Consider the following 25,916-nt stretch of genomic DNA (forward strand, 5'->3'; position numbering starts at 1 on the left):
GTTGACTAACTCGGTACTCTAGAGAACATGGGTACTCAAGAGTTTTCGATTGAATCATCAACAGTTGGTAGCGGTGCGCAGAAGGTCGCTTTTCTGCACGGTCTGATGGGACGCGGCAAGAACTTCACGCGGATCGCGCGAGGGCTTGGCGATGACTACCAGGTGCTCCTGATGGATATGCCTAACCACGGCGCATCGGACTGGACGGATTCTTTCGACTACGCTGACATGGCAGATCTTGTGGCGCGAGATCTTGAGAACGGCTTTGCCGCTGACGGGCCTGTGGACGTTATTGGACACTCTATGGGCGGCAAAATCGCGATGCTTCTGGCGCTCAGACATCCGCACCTGGTGAATAAGTTAGTGATTATGGATATCGCTCCTAATGACTCAAAGGGTAGTTTCACCGTTTTGTTGGATTCGCTGCTGAGCCTTGATTTGGCAACTCTCAAGTCTCGCAGTGCAGCGAGCGACGAAATTGCGGACCGTGTGCCCGATGCGGGTGTCCGCGGCTTTTTGCTACAGAATCTTGCGCGCGGTAAGGACGGCTTTTACTGGGAGCCTAACCTTCCCATGCTGCGCAAGAATTTGGATGCGATAATGGGCTGGGAACCTGTGGATGCGCAGCCCTTTGAAAACCCTGTGCTGTGGGTGGCTGGTGCGAACTCCAATTACATTCAGCCAGAAGATACCCCCGTGATGCGTCAGCTGTTTCCGCGCGTGCGCAAAATTAGTGTTAAGGGTGCCGGGCACTGGGTGCACGCTGATAAGCCAGAAGAAGTGACCTACATTCTCAATTCTTTTCTTCAGCAAGAAAGCTAGGGGCGTGGGACTCTGAGGTGTCGGCTGCCGCTGGTTCTGTAGAGATTCCTACCTCTCTGGCTGAGTAGGCTTTTGTGCCGCCAGTACCTGATAAGTAATCGAAGTAATGAGGCAAAAAGGCTCTCAGCTCCCGAAAGTAAGTGTGCGTACCTATAAACTACGTGGTTGATACGTTAACTCTCACTTTGAGGTATACATGAGCACACAACAGCCCCAGACTCCCCAGGAGCCTCGACCTACGAACAAGCCTTCGCTGGTTCGAGCACCCGGTGGAGCACGGCAGATGATCAAAAAAGTCATCTACCCTCACGACACCCACCCGGCTCTAGTGCCCGGTATCTCTATCGACGATCAGCGCGTCAAATACGGCGTTGACAAGCCCATTCTCTTCACCGTTGGTGCACTGATTATCGCCTTCGTGATCTGGGGCGTCATCAACCCCAACCAAGTCTTCGCGGTATCAACTACCGCGCTCAACTGGGTCATGACCAACCTCGGCTGGCTCTTCACTATCGTTGCAGCCGGCATGATGCTGTTCCTGCTCGCCCTCGCCTTTAGCCGCTACGGCAAAATCCCGCTGGGCATGGACGGCGAAAAACCCGAATTCTCCACCGGCTCATGGGCAGCGATGCTCTTCGGTGCAGGCATCGGCATCGGCATCATCTTCTTCGGCCCCTTCGAACCGCTGACCTACTACCTCAGCCCGCGTCCTGGCGCCTACGAAGCCGCATCGCCCGAAGCAATCACCGGCGCAATGGCACAGGCAGCAATGCACTGGGGTATTAGCGCCTGGGCTATCTACGCTATCGTCGGCCTAGCAGTAGCGTACGTTTCTTACCGTCGCGGACGCGTGCCCCTGATGAGCTCCATCCTCGCACCGCTGTTCAAAAGCCACAGCAACGACTCCGTGGGTTCGCGCATCATTGACGCCCTGGCAATTATCACCACCCTCTTCGGCACCGCAGCGTCACTCGGTATCGGTGCACTTCAGATTGGACGCGGCGTCGAGCTCGTCTCTGGCTGGAGCCCCGAAGGCAACACACTGGCATTGATCATCATTACCCTGCTGACCATTGGCACCATCATCTCGGCGGTCTCAGGTGTTTCAAAGGGCATCCGTCTGCTCTCAAACATCAACATGGCAATGGCAATCGGTCTGGCGATCTTCTTCTTTATTGCAGGCCCCACCGCCTTCTTGCTGAATATCATTCCGGCAACCATCATCGAATACGTTTCGTCAATGCCCGATATGCTCAGCGCCAACATGGCAGAGTCGGACGAGATGAAAACCTTCCTCTCATCATGGACCACCTTCTACTGGGCATGGTGGGTGAGCTGGGCGCCCTTCGTCGGTGTCTTCACCGCAAAGATCTCACGCGGTCGCACCATCCGACAGTTCGTCTTTGGTGTGCTGTTCATTCCGTCAACCATCATCATTTTGGCGTTCACTATTCTCGGCGGCACCACCATCTGGATGCAGCGCGAACACCAGTCCATCGCGACCGACGGAACTATCGCGTCCATGCCTAAACCGCAAGAAATCTTCTTTGTGGTGCTGGATCAGCTCCCCGGTGCGCAGTTCATTGCGCCTCTCGTGCTGATTATGTTGGCTATCTTCTTTATCACCACCTCTGACTCAGCGTCACTGGTTAACTCGCAACTATCCCAGCGCGGTAACCCCAACCCCAATAAGCTGATTACCACCTTCTGGGCAATCTGCATGGCGGGTATTGCCGTTGTTATTCTGCTGGCAGGTAGCGACAACGCCTTGCAGGGTCTGCAGAACCTCGTGACGGTGACGGCGCTTCCGTTCGCCGCGATTTTGATCATCATGTGCGTGGCTCTGCTCAAAGAACTGCGTAATGATCCGTTCACCATTCGACGTGACTTTGCAAAGACCGCGGTCGAAAACGCGGTGGTGCACGGTGTGAGTGAGCACGGCGATAACTTCAAGATCGCTATCGAACCCACCGAGCCCACTAGCGAGTACGCAACCGGCGCGGACTTCGACTCCACCTCAGGTGAACACACCGAGTGGTACACCCGTACAGACGAAGAAGGCAATCCCGTGAACTTCGACTACTCACAGGGTGTCTACCTCAACGACGACGGCCAGCCCGTCACCAAAGAAAATGAGGTGCTCACCGCTGAGCAGCTAGAAGAACACCGTAACCGCTATAAGGGCTAAGAAACCTTAGAACCCGGTTGAACGAAAAGCCTTGGGCGGTTCAGAAGATACTTTCTGAACCGCCCAAGGCTTTTTGATAGCTAATAGATGTATCAAGTTCTCAGAAAGATTATTTGCCCACAGCTCACGGTTGTGGTGGAGTTGATAGCAGAAAACTTCTGTAACGAAAGGACGTTGAAACATGAGCATTGCCGCTGATACCAACGAAAAATTTGCCCAGTACGCGCACGGTGAGAACCTGGTCTCCACCGACTGGGTTGCACAGAACCTCAACACTGACGGCGTCGTCATCCTTGAATCTGACGAAGACGTTTTACTGTACGAAACCGGGCACATTCCCGGCGCCGTCAAGATTGACTGGCACACCGAACTCAACGACCGCGTCACCCGCGATTACCTTGATGGCGAGGGCTTCGCATCCTTGATGAAAGCTAAGGGCATCTCTCGCGATTCAACCGTGGTGATTTACGGCGATAAGTCCAACTGGTGGGCTGCCTACGCGCTGTGGGTTTTCAAGCTCTTTGGTCACGAGGACGTTCGCCTGATGGACGGCGGCCGCGCTAAGTGGATTGAAGAAGGACGCGAAACCACCACCGAGAAGCCTGCAGTTGAGGCAACTGACTACCCTGTGGCTGAGCGTAGGGACGCGGCTATCCGCGCTTTCTTGCCCGAGGTGAAGGCGAACATCGGCGTCACTCCGCTGATCGACGTCCGCAGCCCCGATGAGTACACCGGCCGTCGTACTCACATGGAAGGTTACCCCGAAGAAGGTGCTCTGCGTGGCGGTCATATTCCTACCGCTCGTTCCGTGCCCTGGGCAAAGGCAGCAAATGAAGACGGCACTTTCAAGGGCTTCGACGAGCTCAAGGCACTGTACATCGACGAGCTGGGTCTGGCAGGCGCAAATGACATCATCGCCTACTGTCGTATCGGGGAGCGTTCATCGCACACCTGGTTCGTCCTCAAGTACCTGCTGGGCATTGATTCCGTACGCAACTACGACGGCTCATGGACCGAATGGGGCAACGCTGTTGCAGCTCCCATCGTCAAGGGCGAAGAGCCGGGTGAGTGGAAGTAATGAGCCAGAACCAGGATCTTCCCGCAAAACTTCAGGACATCGCGAACGAGTTCGCTGAAGTTCCCGATTCCGACCGCTTGCAGCTGCTTCTTGAATTCAGCCAGTCGCTCCCTGAGCTACCGGAGCGCTATGCCGAACACCCCGAGCTACTAGAACCCGTACCCGAGTGCCAGTCACCGATCTTCTTGGTGACCGAAGTTGAGGACGGCATCGTCAACCTCTTCTTCTCAGCACCACAAGAAGCACCGACCACCCGCGGATTCGCATCCATCCTGCACGAGGGCCTCAACGGTGAAAGCGTTGAAACCGTGCTCTCAACACCGTCAGACGTCGCCATGCGCCTGTCAATGACAGACCAGGTCAGCCCGCTACGCCTCAACGGTATGAGCGGTATGCTGGCGCGCGTCCAGCGTCAGGTCAAAGAAGCAACCGCGTAATACCTTTCGCGCATAGATGCCCATATTTCGGCGTCCCTGAGCGGGGGCTCCGTGATATGGGTGTCTTATTTTAAGGACGCTGGCGATTGGACCGGCGCGATAGGATAGGGATATGTCTGAAACTTTCGCATCAACACCGCGTCACGACGCGAAAAAGCTGATCATCATGCGCCATGCAGAAGCTGACTGGGGCTTGGACGATTTCAACCGTCCACTCACCAAACACGGCCATGCGCAGGCGCCGCAGGTGGGACGCTGGCTCGCAGACAATGGGCATATTCCTGAGATGATTATTTCCTCGGCGGCTCTGCGCACCCGTCAGACCACCACCTGGGTTTCTGAAGGGCTGGGGGAGAAGGCACCCACCGCGTCCTTGAGCAAGGAGCTGTACAACGCGCCGGCATCACGCATCATTTCAGCGATTAATGGCGCACCTGAGTCAGTGCGTTCGCTCATGATCGTGGCTCATCTGCCCGGTGTGCAGGACGCGTCGCTGCAGCTTGCGCGCCCCGACTCTGACTACGAGGCGCTGATGGACGCGTCGTACGGTTTCGCCCCGGCATCCGTAGCCGTGTTTGATGTACTGGACGACTGGGCGGCGCTTGATACCGCCGACGCCTTGCTGAAGGCGTTCAAAGCGTTCTAGTTTTCCCCGCGAACTCTACCCACGAGAGGGGAGCGATGTGCCGTTTTTGAGCGCAAAAACGGCACATCGCTCCCCTCTCGCGACTAATAGAGGTGGTTTAAGCAAAAAAGGAGCCCCGCGTTTTCTTTCGAAAGCGCGGGGCTCCTTATCTTGCGGAGACGGGGGGATTTGAACCCCCGGTCGAGTTTAATCCCGACCCTTCATTAGCAGTGAAGTCCATTCGGCCGCTCTGGCACGTCTCCTCGCTGTATCGGTCTAAGCGTTCGTCAACTTATTGCTCAATCGCAACACAGCGCTATCAACGATACCGCATCGGTGGGGTGAGGTCAAAGCGTGGTCGGTAGATATATCGGTGTGGCGCTGTACGAATACATAGAACTAACGAAAAATTGGGATCTTCTACTCGCCGGCTACTCTCTGCTACCTCTGTAGCGTCCTCAACCGGTGCTGAATATCAGCTGTTGCGGTGTAGAGCGTGCGGTAGCTTGCGTAGAGGTCATCGTAAACGGGTAGATCCTGCGGCTCAATCACCTTAGCAACAGGGTTCCATTCATCCAGCGACTCAACATCGCCCAGTGCCTGCGCCACCATAAACGCATCGCCGTAGGACGCTCCCACCGACTCGCGGCGAAGCTCCTGCGCGCGCCCGGTCACATCAGAAACAATCTGCGGCCACAGATCAGACGTCACGCCGCCACCGGCAGCCGAAATGCTCTCAATAGAAGCACCGGCGTCCTCCATGACCTCAATGTTGTGGCGTACCGCAAACGCGGTTGCCTCAAGTAACGAGCGGTACATGTGGCCGCGGCCGTGGTGCAAACTGAGGCCAATCATCACACCGCGCGCGTCGGGATCCTGCAGGGGAGTACGCTCGCCGGCGAAATAGGGTAGCGTTAGCAAACCCTCGGAACCAGCAGGTACACCCTGCGCTGCCTCGACCAGCTTGGCGTAGTCGCGTTCGCCTGAAATCTCGCGGAACCAGTTGGTCAACGCACCAGAAGTCGCCAAGCCACCGGCCATGTTAAAGGTGCCTTCGCGTGTGCCCGTGGTACCCCACATCGATGCGTGACGCACACGCTGTTGCGAATTAGCCACCAAAAACAGGGTGGTGCCATACATCAAGAACAGCTGATTATTTTTGATAGCACCTACCGATTCCTGCTCAGCCCAGGCGTCCACGGTGCCAAAAATAACGGGGATGCCCGACGCCAGTTCCGGCACCTCTGCAACCTCAACGGTTTCACCGCATATCTCATGGCTCCACCCCAGACGGGGAAGCTCTGTGCCCGGCGCAATCTTCTGCACCATGTCAGCATTCCATTCACGGGTTTCGGGGCTGTATAGCGGGGTGCACTGGCTCGCCGAGTGGCGGTCGAGAACATACTCACCGGTGATGTGCTTGATAATCCAGGACGCGGGCATGTAGAACCGCGCGCCGGATGCGAAAACCTGCGGGTAGCGTTTAGCGAACCAGCGAAGCTTGGGACCACCTGCCTGGGTGGTGAGCTGCGAGTCGTAGCGTTCGAGCAAGAAATCTTGCCCAAACGCGTCCGCGAGTTCGTCAATCTCTTCTCGTGCGCGCTGATCTACGCCGTAGAGAGCTGCGGGGGCGACGGGCTCATCATTGGTATCGGTGACGGCAATGCACGGTCCCATACCCGAGATGCCGATTCCTTTCACGCGCACATCGTTGCGGTTCAAAAGCGCGGGGTAGAGTGTTTTGAACTCGTCCCACCAGATGCGCATATCCATCTCAACAAGGCCGTGATCACCACGGGTTACTGAATGTTCTTGTACCTGCGAGTCGATGACGGTTCCGTCCGGTGCCACGAGCACTGCCTTAGTGCTTGAGGTGCCGACGTCCAGGCCGAAGTATGCAAAAGTTTCCATACTTCCATTGTGCCTTGGGACACCTACGGTGTCTGGTAGATATCCGGCGCCCTTAAGAGGTGACCACAAAACTCTCAAAGTACACTCTTTTTGCGGCGGTTTTTGACAGTTTCGTGGTCACTATGAGAAAACGCGGTCACTATAAACCAAAAGCCTCACTTCTCTTTCGAAAAGCGAGGCTTTATTTTGGCGGATGGTAAGGGATTTGAACCCTTGAGACGGGGTTGCCGCCTACTGGTTTTCAAGACCAGCTCCTTCGGCCGCTCGGACAACCATCCAAGTGTTGTGCTCAAAGCACTTGAAATAGTATTACACACCTGCGCTGGGTATTGCAAAGCAAAACTGTTGAGCGTGGTGAATGACACGTCATTGTCGGCTTCTCCTGGGGTGGGTAGGGTTGAAATATCAACAATCGAAGGGAGAAGGCTGTGAAAGCAGTTGTAGAAAAAGAGCATGGGGATGCTGGCGTCCTAGAAATTACTGAGCAGCAGCGTCCTACGCCTCAGGCGGGGCAGATACTTATTAAAGTTATGGCGGCGGGGCTCAACCGCGCGGACGTCCTGCAACGTCAGGGGCATTACCCGCCACCTGCCGGTGAAAGCAGCGTCTATGGCCTTGAAGCGTCGGGTGTTGTTGAAGAAATCGGCGAGGGCGTTCACGCTATTAGCCCAGGCCAAGAGGTAATGGCGCTTCTCGCATCGGGCGGCTACGCAGAGTATGTGGCAGTGGATGCGCGTCAGACTCTGCCAGTGCCTCACGGGGTTTCGCTGGTTGAGGCTGCCGGTATTCCCGAGGTGGTTGCCACCGTATATTCCAACCTCTGTATGGTCGCAGGGGTGGGGGAGGACCCAGCTGACAACCAGGGTAAATCTATTCTGATTCACGGTGGTAGCGGCGGCATCGGTGCGCACGCTATTGAACTGTGTGTTGCCTTGGGGCTGCGCGTGTTCGCCACCGCGTCCACCGCGCAAAAGTGCGATTTTATTCGCTCGATGGGCGCACACCCGATTAACTATCGCGATGAAGATTTCGTTGAGGTTATCGAGCGCGAGACCGACGGCGCGGGCGTGAACTACATTTTGGACGTCGTGGGTGGCTCATACCTTGATGCCAACACTCGTGCGCTGGCAGTTGAGGGGGCTATGGTCACTATTGCGGTGCAAGGTGGCGCAAAGGGTGAGCTGAATATGGCGCGCATGATGCAAAAGCGTCTGAGCCTGCACGGTCGCACCTTGCGAGCGCAAAGTGCACACGCTAAAGCGGAGGTGATGCAGGGGGTGCAGCGCGTGGTTGTTCCATTGATTTCTAGCGGTGCGGTGTCTGTTCATGTGGATCGCGTATTTGATTTGGATGATGTGGCTTCGGCGCATGAGTATTTTGATTCTGGGCAGCATACCGGCAAGGTTCTGCTAAAAATGTCGGAAGGCATTTCTTCCTAGACCCGACTTGATGCGCGCAAGCCTTCTGGCGCTGTACTTGCAAGGGATAAGGGCGTCCTGTGTTCTTGAGTAATGTTGCAGGATACCTTGGATAACTTTTTCCCGAGGTTCCGTTTCTCATCCGCGGCATACTTCTGGAACGGCGTTACCGGCGCCGATAAATACCAGAAGTACCTGGCGTACCATCGATCTACCGGATGCTCATCTGCACCCATGAGTGAGCGGGAATTCTGGCGCGACTACACAGACCGCCAAGACAAGAACCCGAAAGGACGCTGCTGCTAGCTAGGCGCAGATTTTCCCTCGCCTACTGAGGCTTCGCGAGAGGGACTGGACGCTGATTTTCCGAGCGAGCGAGGAAATAAAGATCAGCGATCAGAAAGCTACATAATGACTCTGCCACCGACCTACTTATAAGGTCAGACTGAAGAGGTGTGAGAGGGAGCGATGGACCGTTTTTATCCGAAAAACGGTCCATCGCTCCCTCTTATGGTTATGTAGGCTCTCGCATCATCAACGGATTGAGGAGACACACAGAACCTTGACAGCCTGTCACTAAAAAATTTAGGGTAACCTAAGTAAACTAGGAGAGGGAAAGGGGTGCACATCGCATGGGAATCAAAGACTACCTTCAAAAACGACGCGATGAAGCCGAGCTCGGGCACGGTATTTGGCGTCGCAACCACGATAGGTTTGTGCGCGGCCTTGACCGTTTTCACCAGATTCTAGAGCGCATGCCCTCTGCTGACATGATCGATGTGATGGTGCCTGCGGCTAATTCACTTGCCGACCTTCTGCCGCGCGTCCGCGCCATTGCAGAGGAGGCGCAACAGCTGGCTCCCAGCGACGGCACGGATATTCCCTACTCCACTCAAGGCACCTACTCGGATCTCAACCGCGCACTTTCAAAAGCCGGCAACTCGGTAGCCCTGTGTGCTGAAGCTCTCGCCATGCTGCGCTGCTCCGGCGAATGTGCCGCCGCCTGCACCGGTAAAATTTCAGTAGAACGACGCGTCGCCACCGTCGAAGAACACATTGTCCGAGCCGAAGAGCTCATTGTGCAGGCGCGCGAAGAAGCGGCACAAAAAGCATTCTAAGCTACTTGCCGTTGCGTGATGCGTTGGCTTCCCCTCTCTTTATCCAGAGGTTTTTGACTCCGGCGAATAAACGTTAATATATGTGAAGTGTTCCGCTACTTGTTATCAATAAAGTAACTTGGCTTATCTATAAAAGGGCGGTGCTTTGAAAATGCTCGCCTACAAATAGTTGTGGGGCAAAGTGTGCTTTTATAAAAACAATGCTCTGACTAGTCCAAACACATAAAATATTCAAAGATGTGAGCTAGATATACTCAGCGGTTTCATGCAATTGTGTTAGCTTGAAAATTACTGTGCATTTTTATCTAGCTGTTTTACGCATAAAATGCGGACGCAAATGGGGAGCGTCACAGCACAAATCGGGGGAGAATTCTTGAATCGTTACGGGCATATCGATGCCATGCGCGCTTTTGCCGTTCTGCTGGTGGTGTTCTCACACGCAGGACTCACCTTTGTACCCGGTGGATCCGGCGTCACCATCTTCTTTGTGATTTCCGGCTTCATCATCACCTACCTGCTGTTGCGCGAACGCGAAAAAACAGGCGGATTCGACGTGGGCGGGTTCTACATGCGACGCCTCATCAAAATCGCGCCGCCACTGTTCCTGATTATCGTGATACCCACGCTCATTTACATGGCGCTGGGTCACAGCGTCAATATCGTCGACTTCTTGGGGCAGATTTTCTTCTTCCTCAACTGGCGTTATCTTGACTCAGACATCAACGTGCTACCCGGTAGCCACGTGACCTGGAGCCTCTCCATTGAAGAACAGTTCTACCTGGTCTTCGCTATCATCTGGCTGTTTGCCGTCAAGAGCAAGCACTATCTCAAGGTTGTTTCAGCGCTGGCAGGCATCGTAGTGGTGTACTCGTTCATCGCCCGCATCGTGCTGTACTTCGGCGGCGCTACTAACGACCGCATCTACTTCGGCACCGATACCCGCGTTGAAGCAATCGGCATTGGCACCCTGGTCGCAATCTGGTACTTCACCCACCGTACCTCCCCGCGCATCACTGGCAACCAGTACAGCGCGCGTCACAGCCACGCTGCAGGTAAAAATGTAGTTGCAGCTAGCGATCAACGCACCGTACCCACCCTGGGTAAAACCTACATTCCTGTCACTGCCTTGGTGCTTTACCTGTTCTCGCTGGTAGTGCGCGATGAAACTTTCCGCGAAACTATCCGCTACTCCATTCAGGCAATTGCTACGGCAATGGTTATTCTCTGGGGCTTGACCGAAGTGCGTTCACCGCTGGGACAGAAGTTCCACGACTTCTTGCAGTGGCGCTTCTTGCAGGTGCTGGGTCTTGCGTCCTACAGCATCTACCTCTTGCACGACGTGCTGAATAAGGCACTCGAACCCCTCTTTGAGCACCTGCCGCGCCTAGTATCCCTGCCGATTCTGGTGGTGCTGGGTATCGCCGGTGGCGTTGCAATCTGGAAGTTCATTGAGCTACCCGCACAGCGCTTTAAAGACCGCCACTTTGCATCAGCTAACGCTAAGTCAGAGAGGGCTAAGTTAGAGCGTCGCGAAGCTCCCTAAACAGCGTCAACACAGTAAAAGCCCGCCTGTTCTTACACAAGAGCAGGCGGGCTTTTTTTTGCGTTGGGCCGGCTAAGAAATCAGACCTTCTTCGCGAGCCTGTGCAATAGCGGACGTCCGGTTATCAACGCCCAGCTTAGAGTAAATATGCACCAGATGCGTTTTGACGGTTGCCTCTGAAATAAACAGTTGCTGAGCGAGTTTCTTGTTGGTAGCTCCTGTGGCAAGAAGGCTCAATAACTCTTGTTCGCGTGCGCTGAGTGTTACTTGCGAGCGCTGCATGCGCGTGATGAGTGCAGCTGCGATATCCGGCGCTAGCGTGTTCTTTCCGGCGGCGGTATCAAGGACGGCGGTGTGCACCTGCTCCGGTGGCGCGTCCTTGAGAAGGTAGCCGAGAGCTCCTGCCTCAATGGCGGCAACAATATCTGACTGGGTATCGAAGGTGGTGAGAATCAGGACGGGTGGGCCGCCTGCGGCTTTGAACCGTGCGGTAGCGGTGATTCCGTCCATGGGTTTCATTTGAATGTCCATCACGACTACATCAAGCGCGGTGCCTTGTTGCGTGAGACTGCGCGCTATATCGAGCGCTTCAGATCCGTCTGATGCTTCGGCTACGACGGTGATGTCGTCAAACCCGCTGAGTACCGCGCGCAGACCGGCGCGCACAATGGGGTGGTCATCGACCAGCAAAATATTGAGCGGTTGCATAAAGCCTACTTTACGTGGGTTAGAGGTATAGCACCGCACATTGTGATGCTACCTGTTCGGAGTGAAGGTGGAATGCGCTGGACCAACTGGCTCGGTGCTGGCATTTGAGGGAAGTCGGGCCAGCACATTTCGTCTGAACTTAACTCCTATCCACGAGCGGAATGTGCGCGCTCAGCACCGTGCCGTTACCTGGCGCTGACTCTACGCTGAGGGTACCGCCAACGGCGTCCACGCGTGCTCGAAGAGAAGTGAGCCCGTAACCGGTGTGACCGCCGGGGGAGGCAGAGCGTGTCGCATCGGGTATAAAACCAACGCCGTCGTCGAAAATATCGAGGGTGACAGCATCCTGCCACAGCCCTACGGTCACTGCGGCGGTGCGGGCGGATGCATGTGCCGCCACGTTGGCGAGCGCCCCCTGAGCCACACGCAGTAGGGCTTCTTGTATCTGGTCGGGCAGATGCTCAGCCCGCGAGTACTCACCGTCTGTTCCGTCGATGCGGAGCAAACAGGTCAGTGGTGTGCCTTTGGCGGTTTCTTGCGCCTGGGTGTCTGCGCACAAGCGTCGTAGGGCCGGCACCAGCGCGCTGTCGAGGGCTGGCGATGAGAGATCGTGAATAAAGCGCCTAGCTTCTGCCAGGTTCTCGCTGGCACTGGTTTCAATGAGTTCAAGCGAACGCGCGGTTTCATCGACCTTGCCGTGTGCAAGGGCCTGAGCTGATGCGCGGGACATGAGCACGATGGATGAGAGCCCCTGCGCTAGCGTGTCGTGGATTTCGCGGGCTAGGCGCTCGCGTTCTTCGGTGCGTCCGGCTTCGTGTTCTTTTTGAATGAGCTCTGCCTGCACCGCGCGCAGTTGCTCAGCCACGCGGGCGTGGTGCTGGGCGTCCTTATGGAGGGCGCTGTAGGCAAAGCTGATGATGACCGAAAGCAGCGCACCCATGACCGGGCCGATCACCATGCCGGGATTGAGTTCGGTTGCCAGCGCGGAGTCTGGGCGGTAGAGCGGAAACAGAATAGAAAACGCGGTCAACAGTGCCACAGCGAGTAGGGCTGGGAAAACCGGGAGCAGGTAGAGCACCAGGAACATGATGGGGAAAACCAGCCAGGTGAAACCCGCGCTCATGTACATCAGCACCGCCCACAGAATCACTACCACGCACAGCCAGAGCGGCGCGAACACTCGAGGGTTTTTAGCCGGTACTCCGCGCGATACCTTGCGGGCGTAACGGTTTTCAAGCACCGTGCCAAGCATATAAATCACGCCGAGAGTCAACGCGCCGTGCACCGCTCCCACCTTAGCGAAGGTGCTCAGCGAATCTTCACGCACGGCAATGACCATGCCGGTGCACAGCAAAAGAGCGAACATCACGTGCAAAGAAACGCGAAGGGTCTGCAGCACAGACTGCCCCGTAGTAGAAGGGCTAATCTGCGCGGCGGACGCGTCCTGCGCCCTAAAATTTTTCGCCATGACTCTCCTTCACGGACCTTACCTGATGGCTTTCATCCTATGCTCTTAGCCCGGTCTACCAGAAGTCGTCAGCTACTACCATCTTCTCCTATCAACCAAACGGTTGATTCCCTTTTCAACCTTTCCCGCGATGTATCAACCGCCCTTTTCCCGAAGAATTGAACATGTAAGAAAAAGGAAACTTCGAAAGGTCTCGTCATCATGTTTTTGGGCATCAGAGACATTCTTTTTGCAAAGGGACGCTTTGCGCTGATTGGTTCGGTCGTTGGTCTGATTACCCTTTTGCTGGTCATGCTCACCGGACTCACCGGTGGACTGGGCAGCCAGAACACCAAAGCGATTGAAGACTTGCACGCTACCCGCATGGTCTTTGGCACCTCGGGAACATCAGAACCTGAAGTCTCCTACACTAACTCCACGATTACCGATGCGCAGGCACAGCAGTGGGCGGACGCTCCCGGCGTGAACAGCTCAACCCCCGTGGGCTTCACCCAGGGCAACCTCGAAGCTAACTCCGCAACCGGCATCGCCGTGATGGGAATTCCCACCGACTCATCACTGGTGGCAGATAACATCGGTAGCGATACCGGCGACAGCCTAAAAGTTGAAGAAGGCAAGCTGATCATCAGCCACGCCATCGCCGACAAAACCGGCGCTAAAGTAGGCGACACCGTAACCGTCAGCGGCCAACAACTGACTGTTCAAGCGATTTCTCACGACACCTTCTACTCCCACACCCCCGTGGCATGGACGTCCACCGGCACCTGGCAGCAACTGGCCCACGTAGCCCCCAACGTAGTGGGAACCGCCCTTGCTGTTACCGGCGATGCTGACTATGACGCACTCGCATCCGCCACCCATGCCGTCACCGCAACCCCCAAAGAATCCTTTACCGGGTTAGCAGCCTACTCATCCGAGAACAAGTCACTGGTCACCATGCAGGGCTTTCTCTACGGCATCTCAGCCCTCGTCACCGTCTCATTCCTGACCGTGTGGACTATCCAGCGCACCCGCGACATCGCGGTTATGCGAGCACTGGGCGCATCCGGCAAATACCTGGTGAAGGACGCGATTTTTCAGGCAGCCGTTGTTCTGGCAGTCGGCGCCGCTCTCGGCGCGCTGGTGGGCTGGGTGCTAGGAGCTTTAGCGGCAGGAGCAGTGCCCTTTCAGCTCGAAGCGCTCACCATCGCCGGCCCCGCCTTTGGCATCTGGGTGCTGGGCATCGCCGGAGCTTTCGTTGCCGTCCGCCGAGTCTCAAAGATAGACCCCATAATCGCGTTGGGCGGCAACTAATAAGAGGCGAGTATGGCACGCTCCGACGTCAGCTGGCATCGGGGCTGGCGTGAATCACGGGCGAGTGCCCCGCGCGAGCTCGTGAGAGGGACTGCTGACGTCGAGTGTGCCTGCGAGCCTCGAACCTTCACGCTTACCCCGCCCCCACAGTTTTTAGTTTTTAGGAAAAGAGACCATGAGCATTTCAGCATCAGAGCGCATTACTACCGGCGCTATGGATACTTTTGAAAACCAGTTCACCAGCGTGCTTGAGCTACGCGATGTCACCTTGGAGTACCCGGACGGTGTTGACGCATCAGGCAACCCCACTACTGTGCGCGCCTTGGACGGCGTGAACTTCACCGCTGAGCAGGGTGCCTTGACCGCACTTATTGGTCAGTCGGGTTCTGGTAAGTCGTCCATGCTGTCGGTGGCTTCAGCCCTTATTACCCCAACCTCGGGGCAGGTATTAGTGGGTGGACGCGACATCACGGGCTTCAGCGACAAGCAACTGGCTGCCCTGCGCCGCGATGAAATCGGCATCATCTTTCAGCAACCCAATCTGATTGAGTCCCTCACCGCCGTCGAACAACTGGTGCTCGCGGAACATATTCGTGGAAAGCGCGGTAAAGAGCTGAAGGCAGCGCGCGTGCACGCTAAGGAACTGCTCGAGCTTGTGGGGCTTGAGGGCGCTGCTAACCGCCGCGTGCACCAGCTGTCCGGCGGTCAGCGTCAGCGCGTGAATATTGCCCGCGCGCTCATGGGCAATCCCCGCGTCCTGCTGGCTGACGAGCCGACCAGTGCGCTGGATCATGACCGTTCGGTGGCTATTGTTGAGCTGTTGCAGCGTGTGACGCGCGAGTTCAACCTGGCCTCCATTATGGTCACACACGATGTCGAGTTCGCAGACGCCGCCGACCGTGTAGCGGTGATGGCTGATGGCCGCCTTACCTTGACCAAGTGACTACGATAATTTCCTTGTGACCACAAAAGTCTCAAAAACCACCCCAAAATGCCGTGTTTTTGAGATTTTTGTGGTCACCTGTAGCAAGATCGTGTGCGGCGGAAAGTTTTTAGTGGGCATGTGACCTAGCGTCTACGCATGTTTATGCGCACCCACTATGCTTAAAGGTGCTTCAAACACTAACTAACGATTCAGGTGCATTATGGTTACTTTTCACCGCAACGAACGTGCGGCTTCCCTCCCTGCCCGACTCTCACGCTCATGGATGCTGATTACCGCAGCAGCTGATGAAGAACGCCTGGCAGCAGCCCTCGAATCAGAAGCCGATTCCATTTTGATTGACCTCGAGGACGGCACCCCCGCCGACCAGAAGACCGAGGCACGCGAGCGCGTCATGCACTGGTTGAACAACGGTGTTGAGGCGTGGGTTCGCATTAACAAGTTCGGCACTGAAGAGTGGCATAAAGACGTTGAAGAGTTGCCCAAGGCTAAGGGCCTGCGCGGTGTGATGCTGGCTGAGGTTGAGGACGCTGCGATGGTGACTCGCACCGCGATGATGCTTCCTCCCGGCACCCCGATTATTGCGCTCATTGAATCGGCTATCGGCATTGTGAACGCTGTTGATATTGCGCGTGCACCCGGTGTTTTCCGCTTGGCTTTTGGCATTGGTGACTTCCGTAAAGACACCGGTATGGCGGCGGACGCGCTGTCGCTGGCGTATGTACGCTCGCAGCTGGTGCTCGCATCCCGCGTGGGCGAGTTGCCCGGCCCGATTGACGGCCCTTCGGTGGGTAAGCACGGCGTTGATTTGATGAAGGACTGCTCTATTACATCCGCTGCCGGTATGACGGGTAAGCTCACTCTTGATCCCGCGCAGGTAGACACCATCAACATCTCGCTGGCACCGAGCGAGGATGAAATCCAGTGGGCACGTGATCTTCTGCAGAAGCAGGACGGCGATGCTATGCCCAAGGACGGCTCGTACCTGCCGCGTCTGGCTCGCGCTAAGAAGGTATCTCAGCTGGCTAAGACTTACGGTCTGTGGCGTAGCTAAAACTGTAGATTCAAGGACGCGCCCGCCTACTTTCACTGCGAAAGTGGGCGGGCGCGTCCTTTGGTTTTAAAGCTTAGTCGCGGGTGTGCGTGTCTTTGCCGTAGCCGATGAGGTAGGCAATAATCCAGGACGTGCCGAGTGAGATCACGAGCATCGCGAAGATTGAGGCGGAGTCGTTGAAAATCCAGCGGTAGAAAAACCACAGTGCCGTCATAGGGATGAAGACGATGACGAACAGTGCAAGAAAGCGCGGGGTGATGGTGGAGCCGCTACCGCGTCCTATTCCGAAGTAATCTTTGAGCATAGTTCTAAGTGTAGTGGCGGTAAAAGTGCTTGTGCGCAGAAATAGTGCTCGAGTATAAGAAAACCCCGGTTTCGTGCGTGAAACCGGGCTTTTAGTGGAGCCCCCAGTCGGATTTGAACCGACGACCTTTTCTTTACGAGGGAAATGCTCTACCCCTGAGCTATGGAGGCGGACGCTTGTGCGAACGGTGTCACTTTATCAGATTCACGGGTGCTGATGCCAGTTAGCGCCCGCGAGCTGAATGCTTAGGTGGCTGCTGGTGTGCCCGCGCACCGAGACACGGCATCTAGTTCTGGTCATTTAAACCCCATTCGCGGTCTTTGTGAGTGTGCCAGTATGGGTGTACACGGACTATTTGTTGTAGTTATCTATAAGAGATGTAAAGGAACCTTCCCATGCGTTCTTCGACAATCACCCGCCGTAGCTTTTTCACTGCTGGTGCGGCGCTGAGTGCCGTTGTTTTGGCGGCGTGCGGCGCGCAGAATAATGATAATCAGGCATCCGGGCAGGGCAGCTCAGAGTCTTCGACGCCGCGTCCTACCGGCGAGGGCGTGTACACCCGCGATTCTGACGGCTTTCACCTGAACTCAAAGTCGCAGACACCCACCGTCACCCTGTACAGCGATTTCCAGTGCCCTTACTGCGCTAAGGCTGACCCCACCTACATGCAGGTGGCGAACGAGCTTGATGGTGTTATGAACGTGACCGTCAAGAACTTCCCGCTGCCGATGCACGCTAATGCGGTACCGGCTGCTCAGGCTGTTGAGGCCGCTGAAATTCAGGGTAAGCATATTGAGATGGGCGAAAAGATTTTCCAGACCCAGCAGGATTGGGAAGAAAAGTCGCAGGCCGATGCCGTCAAGGTTTATGAGGGCTATGCCGAAGAACTGGGGTTGGATCTTGAGAAGTTCCGCACCGATGCTAATAGCGATGCGGTCAAGCAGATCATCGAAAGGGATTTCCAGGCAGGACGCAACGCCGGCGTGAGCGGCACCCCGCAGTGGGTTGTGGGCGGCAAGGTTGTTGAGGGCGTGGAATCTTCAACGTCTAAAGACGATATGATTTCGGCTTTCAAGAAGGCAGCCGGTATCTAAAATAGCTGGCCTGCTACCGGCGGTGGATGCGTGCTCTTTCCCTAGTGAGGGGAGGGTGCCGCGTCCACCTGTGTTTAAGCGGCTTGGATGAGCAGCACAATGCTTGCTAAGAAAACTACAGCACCTAAGCCCAGCACCGCGGCAGTGTTGGGTGGATAATGCTCCTGCAAAATGCCGCGTGATTGCCTTTCATAGCGGGCCGTCGCCGTTGAAAAGAGCACCGCCACTAGCGCAAAGAGTAGCAAAGTGACCGCAGGCGAAAAATGCCCGAACCTCAGTTGCACGAGAACCAACACAAACAGCGAGAGACAGGTGCGCGTCCACGATAGTGAAGTGCGTTCGGGCTGCAGCCCCTTATCTGAAAGAGAATCCAAACGCGATGGCCGAGAAAAGAAACGAGCCATGACGTTTAAAGGACGTCCAAACTAATGGCAACGGCGGCAACAGCAAAGATAACGAAAATCAGCAGAGGAGCCGCCAAAGGAGCCGGAAGCGGACGCGAGTTGCGGATAGCGCGTTCCACCCGTACCCAGCGCACGATCGCTAAAAGAGCAAGAGCGGCAGCCGCTGCAGGCATCAGAACGGAGACAGCCCGCCAGATGGATGCGTCTGCTCCCGAGGAGTCCGCAAAAGCATAGGCTGCCAGCCCGCCCGCTAAAAAGGCGAGTGCGGTGCGAATCCATGCTAAGAAGGTGCGTTCGTTGGCCAGCGTGAAGCGAGGGTCCGGTTCGGTGCCGTGCGGAAAGAACACGCGCGTGAGTCGATTACGGTGATTTTTACTCATGACTAGCGCATTCCTTTTCTTCCGGGCCGGGTTTTCTCGTCATATCGTGCTGATTTTTTCGCTCTGAAGAGTAGAGTAAAGAGTAATACTAAGCGTAGATAGTATCGGGGCGGGGTGATGCCGCATCCTAACTATCTGCATCAACAATCTTATATCCCATCGTTGGATCACCTGCCTGCCCCAGAAAGGACCACCCATGCGCATTGCGTTAGCCCAGATTTCTAGTACTCGAGATGTCGCCCAGAACATTGAACTTCTCCGTGAGAATGTTGCTACTGCGGCTCAGCACGACGCTGATCTTGTGGTCTTTCCCGAAGCTAGCATGCTGAGCTTTGAAGGTCCGCTGCCCGATGAAACCGCCGCCCACCAGGGTGAATGGGAAAAAGCTGTCAAGGACGCAGCGCAGCAGCACGGTATCGCTATCGCGGCAGGCGGCTTCAAGACCGCGGGGGAGCGCGTCTACAACCAGCTTCTGCTGGCATACCCTGACGGTAGCGAGAAGATTTACAACAAGATGCACCTCTTTGACGCTTACGGTTTTGAGGAATCAGAAAACGTTGCACCCGGTGATGAACTGGTACTTGCCGAGGTCGCCGGCACCAAGCTGGGTCTTACTGTTTGCTATGACGTGCGCTTTCCTAAGCTCTACGCCGAGTACTCGCGTGCGGGTGCTCAGGTCATGCTGGTCATCGCGTCGTGGGGCGAGGGTAGCGGCAAGGTTGATCAGTGGCGCGCACTCACCACTGCCCGCGCACTGGATTCCAACAGCTACGTGGTAGCGGTTGGTCAGGCTCACCCGCTGACTGTGGGTTCTGACCCCGATGAGTCACCCGCCCCGCTGGGTATCGGCCGCAGCCGCGTCATTGATCCCTTTGGACGCGAGTTGGTGGAGCTCGGCGAATCTCCCGACCTTCGCCTAGTAGAGCTGGATCTAGAGCTGGTTGAAGAAGCCCACCAGAAGCTCCCGGTGCTAGAGAACGCAAAACTCGGTTACTAAAGATTTACTCAAGAGAGGAAAAGAAATCATGAATCGTATTGCTATTATTGGCGGTCACGGCAAAGTTGCTTTGCTGGCTGAGCCCCTGCTCGTTGAGGCCGGCCACGAGGTGCACGCGATTATCCGCAACCCGGAACACCGCGCAGAGGTTGAGAAAACCGGCGCGAACGCGATTGTCGCAGATATTCAGCAACTCAGCACTGATGACATCAGCGAGTTGTTAACCGAACGCAACATCGACACCGTGGTGTGGAGTGCAGGCGCAGGTGGCGGCGACCCCGAACGCACCTACGCAGTGGATCGCGATGCCGCTATTCGTTCTATGGACGCGGCGCAGGCCTCCGGTGCGCAGCGCTACATCATGGTGTCCTACAACGGCGCAGGCCAGAACCACGGCGTTCCCGAAGATAATTCTTTCTACGCCTACGCACAGTCCAAGGCAGATGCCGATGATCACCTGCGCGCAAGCTCGCTAGATTTCACTATTCTGGGCCCCGGCCATCTGACGGAGGACGCTGTAGGCGGCGTCACCATCGGCCACGATTTGAGCGAAGAGCAGATGAAGACTCCGCGTGCGACCGTTGCTGCAGCTATCGTAGCGTCCGTTAATGACGCAACCACGGCGGGTAAAGCAATTGCCTTTGGTAGCGGTGATACCGAGGTGACCGAGGCATTCGGCACCGCCCCCGATACCACCAGCTTGCAGTAAAACTACTGACCACAAGCACCACGCGCGGTACACTTGCGATAGGCGCAGGTAGTACCGCGCGTGCTTTATCTTCAAGGAGAAAGAATGGGATTCTTCGATATGTTCAATGATGAAAAAGTAGAACCCGGCCCTCGCGAGGCTCAGCTCAACGCGACTATTTCAGGACGCGTGCAGGGCGTTGGCTTCCGCTGGTGGACCGCCGGCGAGGCCAAGACTTTGGGTCTTGTAGGGTACGCTAAGAATCTTGATAACGGTGATGTCGAGGTCGTAGCGCAGGGCTCTCGCGAGTCATGCGAAAAACTGCAGACCATCTTCGAATCGGGTAACACAGCCGGTCACGTTGAGAACGTGGACGCTGAAATCACCCAGCCCACCGGATCATACAAAGGATTTGGCACCTATTAAGAAAGGACCGCGCACTCAATGGGACACAGCCACGCAGGGCACTCACATTCTGGGCATGACCACTCGCACAATACCAATAACCTGCCGCGTTTAGCACTCGCATGCGCTGTTGCGGTGGCGGTACTGGTGGCTCAGTGCATCGGTGCACTAGTCACAGGCTCGCTAGCCTTGCTTGTTGATACCGTGCACGTTTTCACGGACTCGTTGGGTCTAGTGATCGCGCTGGTCGCCGCCGTGCTGGCGCGGCGTCCGGCTAACCCGCGTCGTACCTGGGGCTGGAAGCGCATAGAGGTACTCTCTGCCATCTTCCAGTCAGCTGCCCTGCTAGCGGTTGGCGTTTTCGTGCTGATTGAAGCCGTACAGCGTCTCTTTACAACCCCTGAAATTCCCGGTCGCGAGCTTCTTACCTTCGGCGTTATAGGCCTGGTGGGTAACGTGCTGATGCTGGTGATTCTGCTCGGCGGCGACCGCACCAACTTCAACATGCGCGCGGCCTTTCTTGAGGTTGCTAACGATGCGCTGGGTTCCGTGGCGGTCATTATCGGCGCACTGGTGCTACGCTACACCGGCTGGAGCTTTATCGACACCGTACTGGCGCTATTCATCGGCGCGCTCATTATTCCGCGCACCATCACGCTCTTTCGCGAAACCGCCAGCGTCCTCATGGAAAATACGCCTGCCTGTATTGACGTGAACGCGCTCAAAAAGCACATTGAAGATAAAAACGAGCACGTGATTGAAGTGCACGATCTTCACGTCAGCCAGATTTCATCGGACCTGCCCGTTCTCACCGCGCACGTGATTCTTGACGACACCTGCTTTCACGACGGCCACTCTGTAGAGATTCTCAAAGACCTACACCACTGCGTTGCCGAGCACTTTGAAATCAGCATCAAACACTCCACCTTCCAGCTGGAGCCCGTGAGCATGTACCGCGGCGAGCACTACCACAACCTGCCCTAACTTCTTCTTGAGCCGAAAGGACGCCCGTGAGCGAATTTTCCAAAACCGTACAGCTCTCCGTATCCGGGGCAAGCGCTCGCATTCTTCCCGACGGATTTAGCGACCGCGGCTATGTGCTTGAAATCGGGGGAGCGGAGCAGTCGCACGTTGATTTGAGCGACCCCTCCTATATCTTCTATGAGTACCTCAGGCGTATTGGCAACGTGATTGATGTGCTGGCACCTGCAGGCGAGACAATTACAGCTGCCCATTTGGGCGCCGGTGCCTTTACACTGGTGCGCTATATTCAGGCAACTCGCCCCGGCTCTGCCCAAATTGCGGTAGATATTGAACGCGAGTTGCCTTCACTGGTCATGGAGTACCTGCCGCTACCTTCCGGTACTAACTGCCAGGTAATTATTGACGATGCGCGTGCCGCCACCGGCGAGCTACCTGCCCGCCTCGGAACTGAAGCGGTGGATGCCATCATTCTCGATATCTTCTCGGGATGGAGCGCACCCGAGCACCTAGCCGAACAGTCCTATTACAGTGAAATCAAAGACGTGCTGGCACCCGGCGGTGCTTTGATCGTCAACGTCGGTGATGATGCCGGACTGACGTTCTTTACTGCGCAAGCGCAATCACTGCTCAATGTGTACGAACACGTCTGGTGCCTGGCTCCCACCGATATGCTCACCGGTAAGAACGCCGGAAACCTCGTGCTCGTTGCCACCGACCAGCCGCTCACCGACGAGACTCGTGCACATTTGCTGGGCGCAGGACCGCATCCCGCGGCAGTGCTCGACACCCACGAGGTGCAAGACTTAATCGAAGATTTACGCGCTTAAGCTCGCTTGCGACAGAGTGCTAAACGTAGAATCAAAGCATGAAGCGCTTCTCGTACTCTTTGACCGCATTGACCCTGCTTGCCCTGGTGACCGCCTGCGGCGGAACCGAAGAAACCGCTCCTGCGCCCGAGGCACCGGCGTCCAGTGCAGCGGCGAGCGCGGCATCATCGTCCAGCAACTCCGCTAGTCCCAGCGCATCTGCGACCCCATCAACGACCGCTAGCGCAACTACCAGCGCAAGCGCAACGCCAACTCCCACGCCCAGCCACACCGTGAAAAAACCCACGGTGACCGAAACTAATATTCCCACCACCCCTGCGCCCACTAAACCGGGCAACACGCGCCCGACCAATGCACCCAACGGGACAACTGCAAGCGGTGAAAAGGCAGCGGGAATTCCCGCAGGAGCCAGCGAACTTACTCCGCGAGAACTGGGTGAAAATAAGCAAGTTGCCACAGCCCTGAGCCCTACCGGCAATATCGGTTGCGAAATCTTTTCTAAGTCTGCCCAGTGTTCAGTAATGTCACTCAGCGGGCAGGCCCTCAAAAATGCTCAAACTAATGGTGACACTGACGGTCTTCGAGGGTGGTCCTACGGGGTGGATACCCAGGGCAACGTTTTTGATACGAAGCGAGCAGAGGCTCCGCTATCAGTGATTGACGGTGAATACAAAGGCCAAACAATCCCCTATGGCACCACTGTCTACTACGGACAATTCACCCTCAAAAGTGAAGAGGATGGCATGACGCTGACCGATACCGAAAGCGGGCACGGCGCGCACTATAGCCGCGCAGGTATTCAGACTTTCTAGAAGGTGATGACCGTAAATCTGCGACGGCGTGGGCTTACTAAGGCAGGACGCTGGCGATGTAGATACCTACACCGCCAGCGTCCTTTCTTGCAATACAACGGCTCAGCGACTACCGGATGCGTTCTTCTTCTACCTGCTCATCGAGTTCGATATGGGCATGATCTGCAAGAGAATCGTGTTCTTCAATCTCGGTTTCTTGCGGGTGCTGAATAATAATCGGAATTGCACCGGTAGCGGGCATGGATTCGAGCATCATCTCGTTATCATCGAACTCAGCCTCAGCGGACTTGGTGCGGTGCGTGAGTGTAACGCCCACGGACGCTGCCACGAGGATTGCGATGGCTGCCCAGCGGATTGCGCCGGTTGACTGGTGCAACAGAAGCATTCCACCCAGAGCCGCGAAAACAGGTTCGAGCGAAAGCAGAATACTGAAGACGTTACGCGGCATACGGCGCAGCGCGTCAAGCTCAAGTACTGAAGGTACGAGCGACGACATTAGGCCTGTAATGACCGCCCCAGCAGATGGATGTCGGTGAAAGCAACCGTCGCACCCTTTGCGCCCAACGGCAAAGTGACGAGCAAAGCCACCACCAGACCAACTGACAGCCCTTCGGCGTCGTGAAAGACGCGTCCAACTTTCTCGCTGGCAAGAATGTAGCAAGCCCAGAAAAAGCCCGCCAGTAAGGCGAGAAAAATGCCGTAAACGTTAATGCCTTCAGAGCGGCTATCGAGGCCGAGCAAGGCCATACCCACAACGGCAAGAGAGATCCAGACAGCGTCGATAGCGCGACGCGACAAAACAATCGCGAGAACGAGCGGGCCCACAAACTCAAAAGCCACCGCCAAACCCAGCGGGAGCTTAGCCAAGGAACTGTAAAACACGCCATTCATCATGCCCAGGGCTAGACCGAGGACGATAGATGACATCCACTGCTCGCGCGTCCACTTCCAAAATTTAGGGCGAACCGCACACACCGTCACTAGCGCTGCTACTCCGATGCGCAGGCCACTGGTGCCCCCACGGGCCGAGTGCAGGGAACAGGTGCACAGCGAAGGCTGCACCAAACTGCACGGAGATACATACGATCAAAATTAAGACGACGCCAGTGCCAAGATCGCTCTTGGATGCGTGCGCTGAAGTGGGCGACATATAGCTCCTTTTCGCGGGGGGGGCAAGCGGCGACAAGTTTTTATATCGAATAGGGGTAGAGAAAACAACTGGTCTATACAAACTAGTTAAGGGGACGAGCCTAAGCAGCTGCCTGAAATGATAGTTTCCCCACGTCAGAGGTGGAGTTTGTGAAAATGTGAGTATACTCGCCCTGCCTGTTTAGGTGGCTCACACAGCCTCGTTTTTTGAGCGTTCTGTTTTTTGAAAAAATTTGTATTTACAGTGACGCCTATAGCGCTTTCACCGTCTTATATGTAAATAGCTTCAATGTGCTGTTGGCGTACATTGAACGCGTCCTCTGTAGCTTACGAGCAAGAAAGTGGTTCACTGGTAAGTATGTTTAACAACTTTTTTGATGCAAAAAATGCTTTCGACGAAAATGGTCAGCCCAAGCCGGCTGTCACCAAGGTCCTAGACAATGTGTTGCGTCTTCAGCGTCCGCTCGTCATCGGTATAGTGAAGAAGCTTCACGAAAAGTACCCTAACGAAACTCCCGCACAGATCGCGGAGCGTCTAGAGAAGACCTACCTGCGCGATATCACCGTGGGTGGTGGCGCTGTGGGTGCATCAGCATTTGTTCCCGGTATCGGTACCGCAACTTCTGTTGTTCTCTCATTCCTTGCAGTGGGTGGCTACCTTGAGCGCACCGCAATCTACGCTCAGGCAATGGCAGAGCTACACGGCGTGCACGTTGACGACCCTGTAAAGGGGCGCATGATGGTTATGGCTCTCATGCTGGGCGAAGACGGCTCAAACCTCATGAGCTCACTGATGGCGCAGAGCACCAAGTCCAGCGGCATCACTAACAAGTGGGGCATGATGATGGGCAAGGGTAGCAAGGACGACGGTAAGCTGTTCAGCGTTGAACGCACCATCCGCAACATGTTCATCAAGCGCTCCTTGACCAAGCAGTCCGGTGCTTTGCTCGGACGCGCGCTGCCCTTCGGCATCGGTGCAGTGGTTGGCGGCGGCGCTAACCTCGCCTTGGGCAAGAAGGTTGTTGAAGAAGTTGAGAAGGCATTCGGTACTCCTCCGGCAGTATTCCCCGAGGCTGTCTCAAACCGTGCACCCAAGTTTGTAGATAACGCAAACGCGTCAGAGACTTCAGATAAGCCCGCAGGCGAAGTAACTGCGTAAGCTATTACGGCTAGTTTTCTAGCGTTGAGAAAAATCCCGTTGCTCCCTTACTGAGGGGCGCAACGGGATTTTTGTGTGCTCTGGGTGGTTTTCTCATTGCTGTAGGG

General features: G+C 55.9%; 30 protein-coding genes and 3 tRNA genes. 20 read left to right on the plus strand and 13 right to left on the minus strand.

Annotated features, from left to right (window positions below):
- Positions 1–27: 27 nt before the first annotated feature.
- The 5 genes from IDM49_RS01725 to IDM49_RS01745 all read left to right on the plus strand — a co-directional run bounded on the left by IDM49_RS01725 (position 28) and on the right by IDM49_RS01745 (position 5,171).
- A complete protein-coding gene (locus IDM49_RS01725) occupies positions 28–822 on the plus strand; it encodes an alpha/beta fold hydrolase (RefSeq protein ID WP_168614683.1) in 795 nt (264 codons plus the stop codon).
- A gap of 196 nt (positions 823–1,018) precedes the next feature.
- Positions 1,019–3,010 carry a BCCT family transporter gene (locus IDM49_RS01730; protein WP_190724813.1) on the plus strand — a complete coding sequence of 664 codons (1,992 nt, stop codon included), beginning with the start codon at positions 1,019–1,021 and terminating at the stop codon, positions 3,008–3,010.
- 181 nt (positions 3,011–3,191) lie between these two features.
- The gene (locus tag IDM49_RS01735; protein ID WP_190724814.1) at positions 3,192–4,088 is read left to right on the plus strand and encodes a sulfurtransferase; all 897 of its coding nucleotides are present in this window, start codon (positions 3,192–3,194) and stop codon (positions 4,086–4,088) included.
- A complete protein-coding gene (locus IDM49_RS01740) occupies positions 4,088–4,525 on the plus strand; it encodes a SufE family protein (RefSeq protein ID WP_190724815.1) in 438 nt (145 codons plus the stop codon). The genes IDM49_RS01735 and IDM49_RS01740 overlap by 1 nt, the downstream gene beginning before the upstream one ends.
- A 112-nt stretch (positions 4,526–4,637) precedes the next feature.
- On the plus strand, positions 4,638–5,171 hold the full coding sequence (locus IDM49_RS01745) for a SixA phosphatase family protein (RefSeq protein WP_190724816.1): 534 nt from the start codon (positions 4,638–4,640) through the stop codon (positions 5,169–5,171).
- A 153-nt stretch (positions 5,172–5,324) separates the two neighbouring features.
- Here IDM49_RS01745 and IDM49_RS01750 read toward each other — a convergent pair.
- From IDM49_RS01750 to IDM49_RS01760, 3 genes are all read right to left on the minus strand, one after another.
- Positions 5,325–5,413 (minus strand) — tRNA-Ser (locus IDM49_RS01750).
- Between the two features lie 178 nt (positions 5,414–5,591).
- Positions 5,592–7,061, minus strand: coding sequence for an FGGY-family carbohydrate kinase (locus IDM49_RS01755; RefSeq protein ID WP_190724817.1), 1,470 nt, complete (start codon positions 7,059–7,061; stop codon positions 5,592–5,594).
- A gap of 187 nt (positions 7,062–7,248) precedes the next feature.
- Positions 7,249–7,339 (minus strand) — tRNA-Ser (locus tag IDM49_RS01760).
- Between the two features lie 150 nt (positions 7,340–7,489).
- Here IDM49_RS01760 and IDM49_RS01765 point away from each other — a divergent pair.
- The 4 genes from IDM49_RS01765 to IDM49_RS01780 all read left to right on the plus strand — a co-directional run bounded on the left by IDM49_RS01765 (position 7,490) and on the right by IDM49_RS01780 (position 11,140).
- Complete coding sequence (locus tag IDM49_RS01765) at positions 7,490–8,500, plus strand: NAD(P)H-quinone oxidoreductase (protein ID WP_190724818.1); 1,011 nt, start codon at positions 7,490–7,492, stop codon at positions 8,498–8,500.
- 87 nt (positions 8,501–8,587) lie between these two features.
- Positions 8,588–8,785, plus strand: a complete 198-nt coding sequence (locus IDM49_RS01770) for a YbdD/YjiX family protein (RefSeq protein ID WP_228008147.1) — start codon at positions 8,588–8,590, stop codon at positions 8,783–8,785.
- A gap of 326 nt (positions 8,786–9,111) precedes the next feature.
- Positions 9,112–9,597, plus strand: coding sequence for a dehydrogenase (locus IDM49_RS01775; RefSeq protein WP_168614675.1), 486 nt, complete (start codon positions 9,112–9,114; stop codon positions 9,595–9,597).
- 373 nt (positions 9,598–9,970) lie between these two features.
- Entirely contained in the window at positions 9,971–11,140 is a 1,170-nt protein-coding gene (locus IDM49_RS01780) for an acyltransferase family protein (RefSeq protein WP_190724819.1), read from the plus strand.
- A 72-nt stretch (positions 11,141–11,212) separates the two neighbouring features.
- Here IDM49_RS01780 and IDM49_RS01785 read toward each other — a convergent pair whose 3' ends face one another.
- Both IDM49_RS01785 and IDM49_RS01790 read right to left on the minus strand, forming a co-directional pair.
- A complete protein-coding gene (locus IDM49_RS01785) occupies positions 11,213–11,848 on the minus strand; it encodes a response regulator (RefSeq protein ID WP_190724820.1) in 636 nt (211 codons plus the stop codon).
- 139 nt (positions 11,849–11,987) lie between these two features.
- Positions 11,988–13,316: a sensor histidine kinase gene (locus tag IDM49_RS01790; RefSeq protein ID WP_190724821.1), complete on the minus strand. Its 1,329-nt coding sequence runs from the start codon at positions 13,314–13,316 to the stop codon at positions 11,988–11,990.
- 201 nt (positions 13,317–13,517) lie between these two features.
- On the opposite strand from IDM49_RS01790, the gene IDM49_RS01795 reads away from it, so the two are divergent.
- The 3 genes from IDM49_RS01795 to IDM49_RS01805 all read left to right on the plus strand — a co-directional run bounded on the left by IDM49_RS01795 (position 13,518) and on the right by IDM49_RS01805 (position 16,606).
- Entirely contained in the window at positions 13,518–14,609 is a 1,092-nt protein-coding gene (locus IDM49_RS01795) for an ABC transporter permease (protein ID WP_190724822.1), read from the plus strand.
- Between the two features lie 214 nt (positions 14,610–14,823).
- Positions 14,824–15,552 (plus strand): ABC transporter ATP-binding protein, encoded by a 729-nt coding sequence (locus IDM49_RS01800; protein ID WP_190725384.1) that lies wholly within the window; start codon positions 14,824–14,826, stop codon positions 15,550–15,552.
- Positions 15,553–15,754: 202 nt separating this feature from the next.
- Positions 15,755–16,606, plus strand: coding sequence for an HpcH/HpaI aldolase/citrate lyase family protein (locus IDM49_RS01805; RefSeq protein ID WP_168614670.1), 852 nt, complete (start codon positions 15,755–15,757; stop codon positions 16,604–16,606).
- Between the two features lie 73 nt (positions 16,607–16,679).
- Here IDM49_RS01805 and IDM49_RS01810 read toward each other — a convergent pair whose 3' ends face one another.
- Together IDM49_RS01810 and IDM49_RS01815 are read right to left on the minus strand one after the other, a co-directional pair.
- A complete protein-coding gene (locus IDM49_RS01810) occupies positions 16,680–16,910 on the minus strand; it encodes a hypothetical protein (protein ID WP_168614669.1) in 231 nt (76 codons plus the stop codon).
- A gap of 95 nt (positions 16,911–17,005) precedes the next feature.
- Positions 17,006–17,080 (minus strand) — tRNA-Thr (locus IDM49_RS01815).
- 225 nt (positions 17,081–17,305) lie between these two features.
- On the opposite strand from IDM49_RS01815, the gene IDM49_RS01820 reads away from it, so the two are divergent.
- Positions 17,306–18,004, plus strand: a complete 699-nt coding sequence (locus tag IDM49_RS01820; protein WP_190724823.1) for a DsbA family protein — start codon at positions 17,306–17,308, stop codon at positions 18,002–18,004.
- Positions 18,005–18,078: 74 nt separating this feature from the next.
- Here the strand turns inward: IDM49_RS01820 and IDM49_RS01825 are convergent, their stop codons facing one another.
- Entirely contained in the window at positions 18,079–18,408 is a 330-nt protein-coding gene (locus IDM49_RS01825; RefSeq protein WP_190724824.1) for a DUF202 domain-containing protein, read from the minus strand.
- A gap of 5 nt (positions 18,409–18,413) precedes the next feature.
- A complete protein-coding gene (locus IDM49_RS01830) occupies positions 18,414–18,788 on the minus strand; it encodes a YidH family protein (protein ID WP_168614666.1) in 375 nt (124 codons plus the stop codon).
- Between the two features lie 196 nt (positions 18,789–18,984).
- On the opposite strand from IDM49_RS01830, the gene IDM49_RS01835 reads away from it, so the two are divergent.
- The 5 genes from IDM49_RS01835 (at position 18,985) to IDM49_RS01855 (ending at position 22,689) form a co-directional block, all read left to right on the plus strand.
- On the plus strand, positions 18,985–19,785 hold the full coding sequence (locus tag IDM49_RS01835) for a carbon-nitrogen hydrolase family protein (RefSeq protein WP_168614665.1): 801 nt from the start codon (positions 18,985–18,987) through the stop codon (positions 19,783–19,785).
- A gap of 28 nt (positions 19,786–19,813) precedes the next feature.
- Complete coding sequence (locus IDM49_RS01840; RefSeq protein WP_168614664.1) at positions 19,814–20,494, plus strand: SDR family oxidoreductase; 681 nt, start codon at positions 19,814–19,816, stop codon at positions 20,492–20,494.
- A gap of 84 nt (positions 20,495–20,578) precedes the next feature.
- The gene (locus IDM49_RS01845; protein ID WP_190724825.1) at positions 20,579–20,899 is read left to right on the plus strand and encodes an acylphosphatase; all 321 of its coding nucleotides are present in this window, start codon (positions 20,579–20,581) and stop codon (positions 20,897–20,899) included.
- An 18-nt stretch (positions 20,900–20,917) separates the two neighbouring features.
- Complete coding sequence (locus IDM49_RS01850) at positions 20,918–21,862, plus strand: cation diffusion facilitator family transporter (RefSeq protein ID WP_168614662.1); 945 nt, start codon at positions 20,918–20,920, stop codon at positions 21,860–21,862.
- Positions 21,863–21,888: 26 nt separating this feature from the next.
- Positions 21,889–22,689 (plus strand): spermidine synthase, encoded by an 801-nt coding sequence (locus IDM49_RS01855; RefSeq protein WP_190724826.1) that lies wholly within the window; start codon positions 21,889–21,891, stop codon positions 22,687–22,689.
- 31 nt (positions 22,690–22,720) lie between these two features.
- Here IDM49_RS01855 and IDM49_RS01860 read toward each other — a convergent pair whose 3' ends face one another.
- Positions 22,721–22,975, minus strand: a complete 255-nt coding sequence (locus IDM49_RS01860) for a hypothetical protein (RefSeq protein WP_190724827.1) — start codon at positions 22,973–22,975, stop codon at positions 22,721–22,723.
- Position 22,976: 1 nt separating this feature from the next.
- On the opposite strand from IDM49_RS01860, the gene IDM49_RS01865 reads away from it, so the two are divergent.
- A complete protein-coding gene (locus tag IDM49_RS01865) occupies positions 22,977–23,501 on the plus strand; it encodes a hypothetical protein (RefSeq protein ID WP_190724828.1) in 525 nt (174 codons plus the stop codon).
- 109 nt (positions 23,502–23,610) lie between these two features.
- On the opposite strand, the gene IDM49_RS01870 is transcribed toward IDM49_RS01865, so the two are convergent.
- From IDM49_RS01870 to IDM49_RS01880, 3 genes are read right to left on the minus strand one after another with little or no spacing between them, the layout of a single operon-like run.
- A complete protein-coding gene (locus tag IDM49_RS01870; RefSeq protein ID WP_168614659.1) occupies positions 23,611–23,997 on the minus strand; it encodes a DMT family transporter in 387 nt (128 codons plus the stop codon).
- Positions 23,997–24,428 carry an EamA family transporter gene (locus IDM49_RS01875; RefSeq protein ID WP_190724829.1) on the minus strand — a complete coding sequence of 144 codons (432 nt, stop codon included), beginning with the start codon at positions 24,426–24,428 and terminating at the stop codon, positions 23,997–23,999. The genes IDM49_RS01870 and IDM49_RS01875 overlap by 1 nt, the downstream gene beginning before the upstream one ends.
- A gap of 28 nt (positions 24,429–24,456) precedes the next feature.
- Complete coding sequence (locus IDM49_RS01880; RefSeq protein ID WP_168614657.1) at positions 24,457–24,651, minus strand: hypothetical protein; 195 nt, start codon at positions 24,649–24,651, stop codon at positions 24,457–24,459.
- 357 nt (positions 24,652–25,008) lie between these two features.
- On the opposite strand from IDM49_RS01880, the gene IDM49_RS01885 reads away from it, so the two are divergent.
- On the plus strand, positions 25,009–25,809 hold the full coding sequence (locus IDM49_RS01885) for a di- and tripeptidase (protein ID WP_190724830.1): 801 nt from the start codon (positions 25,009–25,011) through the stop codon (positions 25,807–25,809).
- Positions 25,810–25,916: the final 107 nt, after the last annotated feature.

This window comes from Rothia terrae (assembly GCF_014705925.2).
GTDB classification, from domain to species: Bacteria; Actinomycetota; Actinomycetes; order Actinomycetales; family Micrococcaceae; genus Rothia; species Rothia terrae.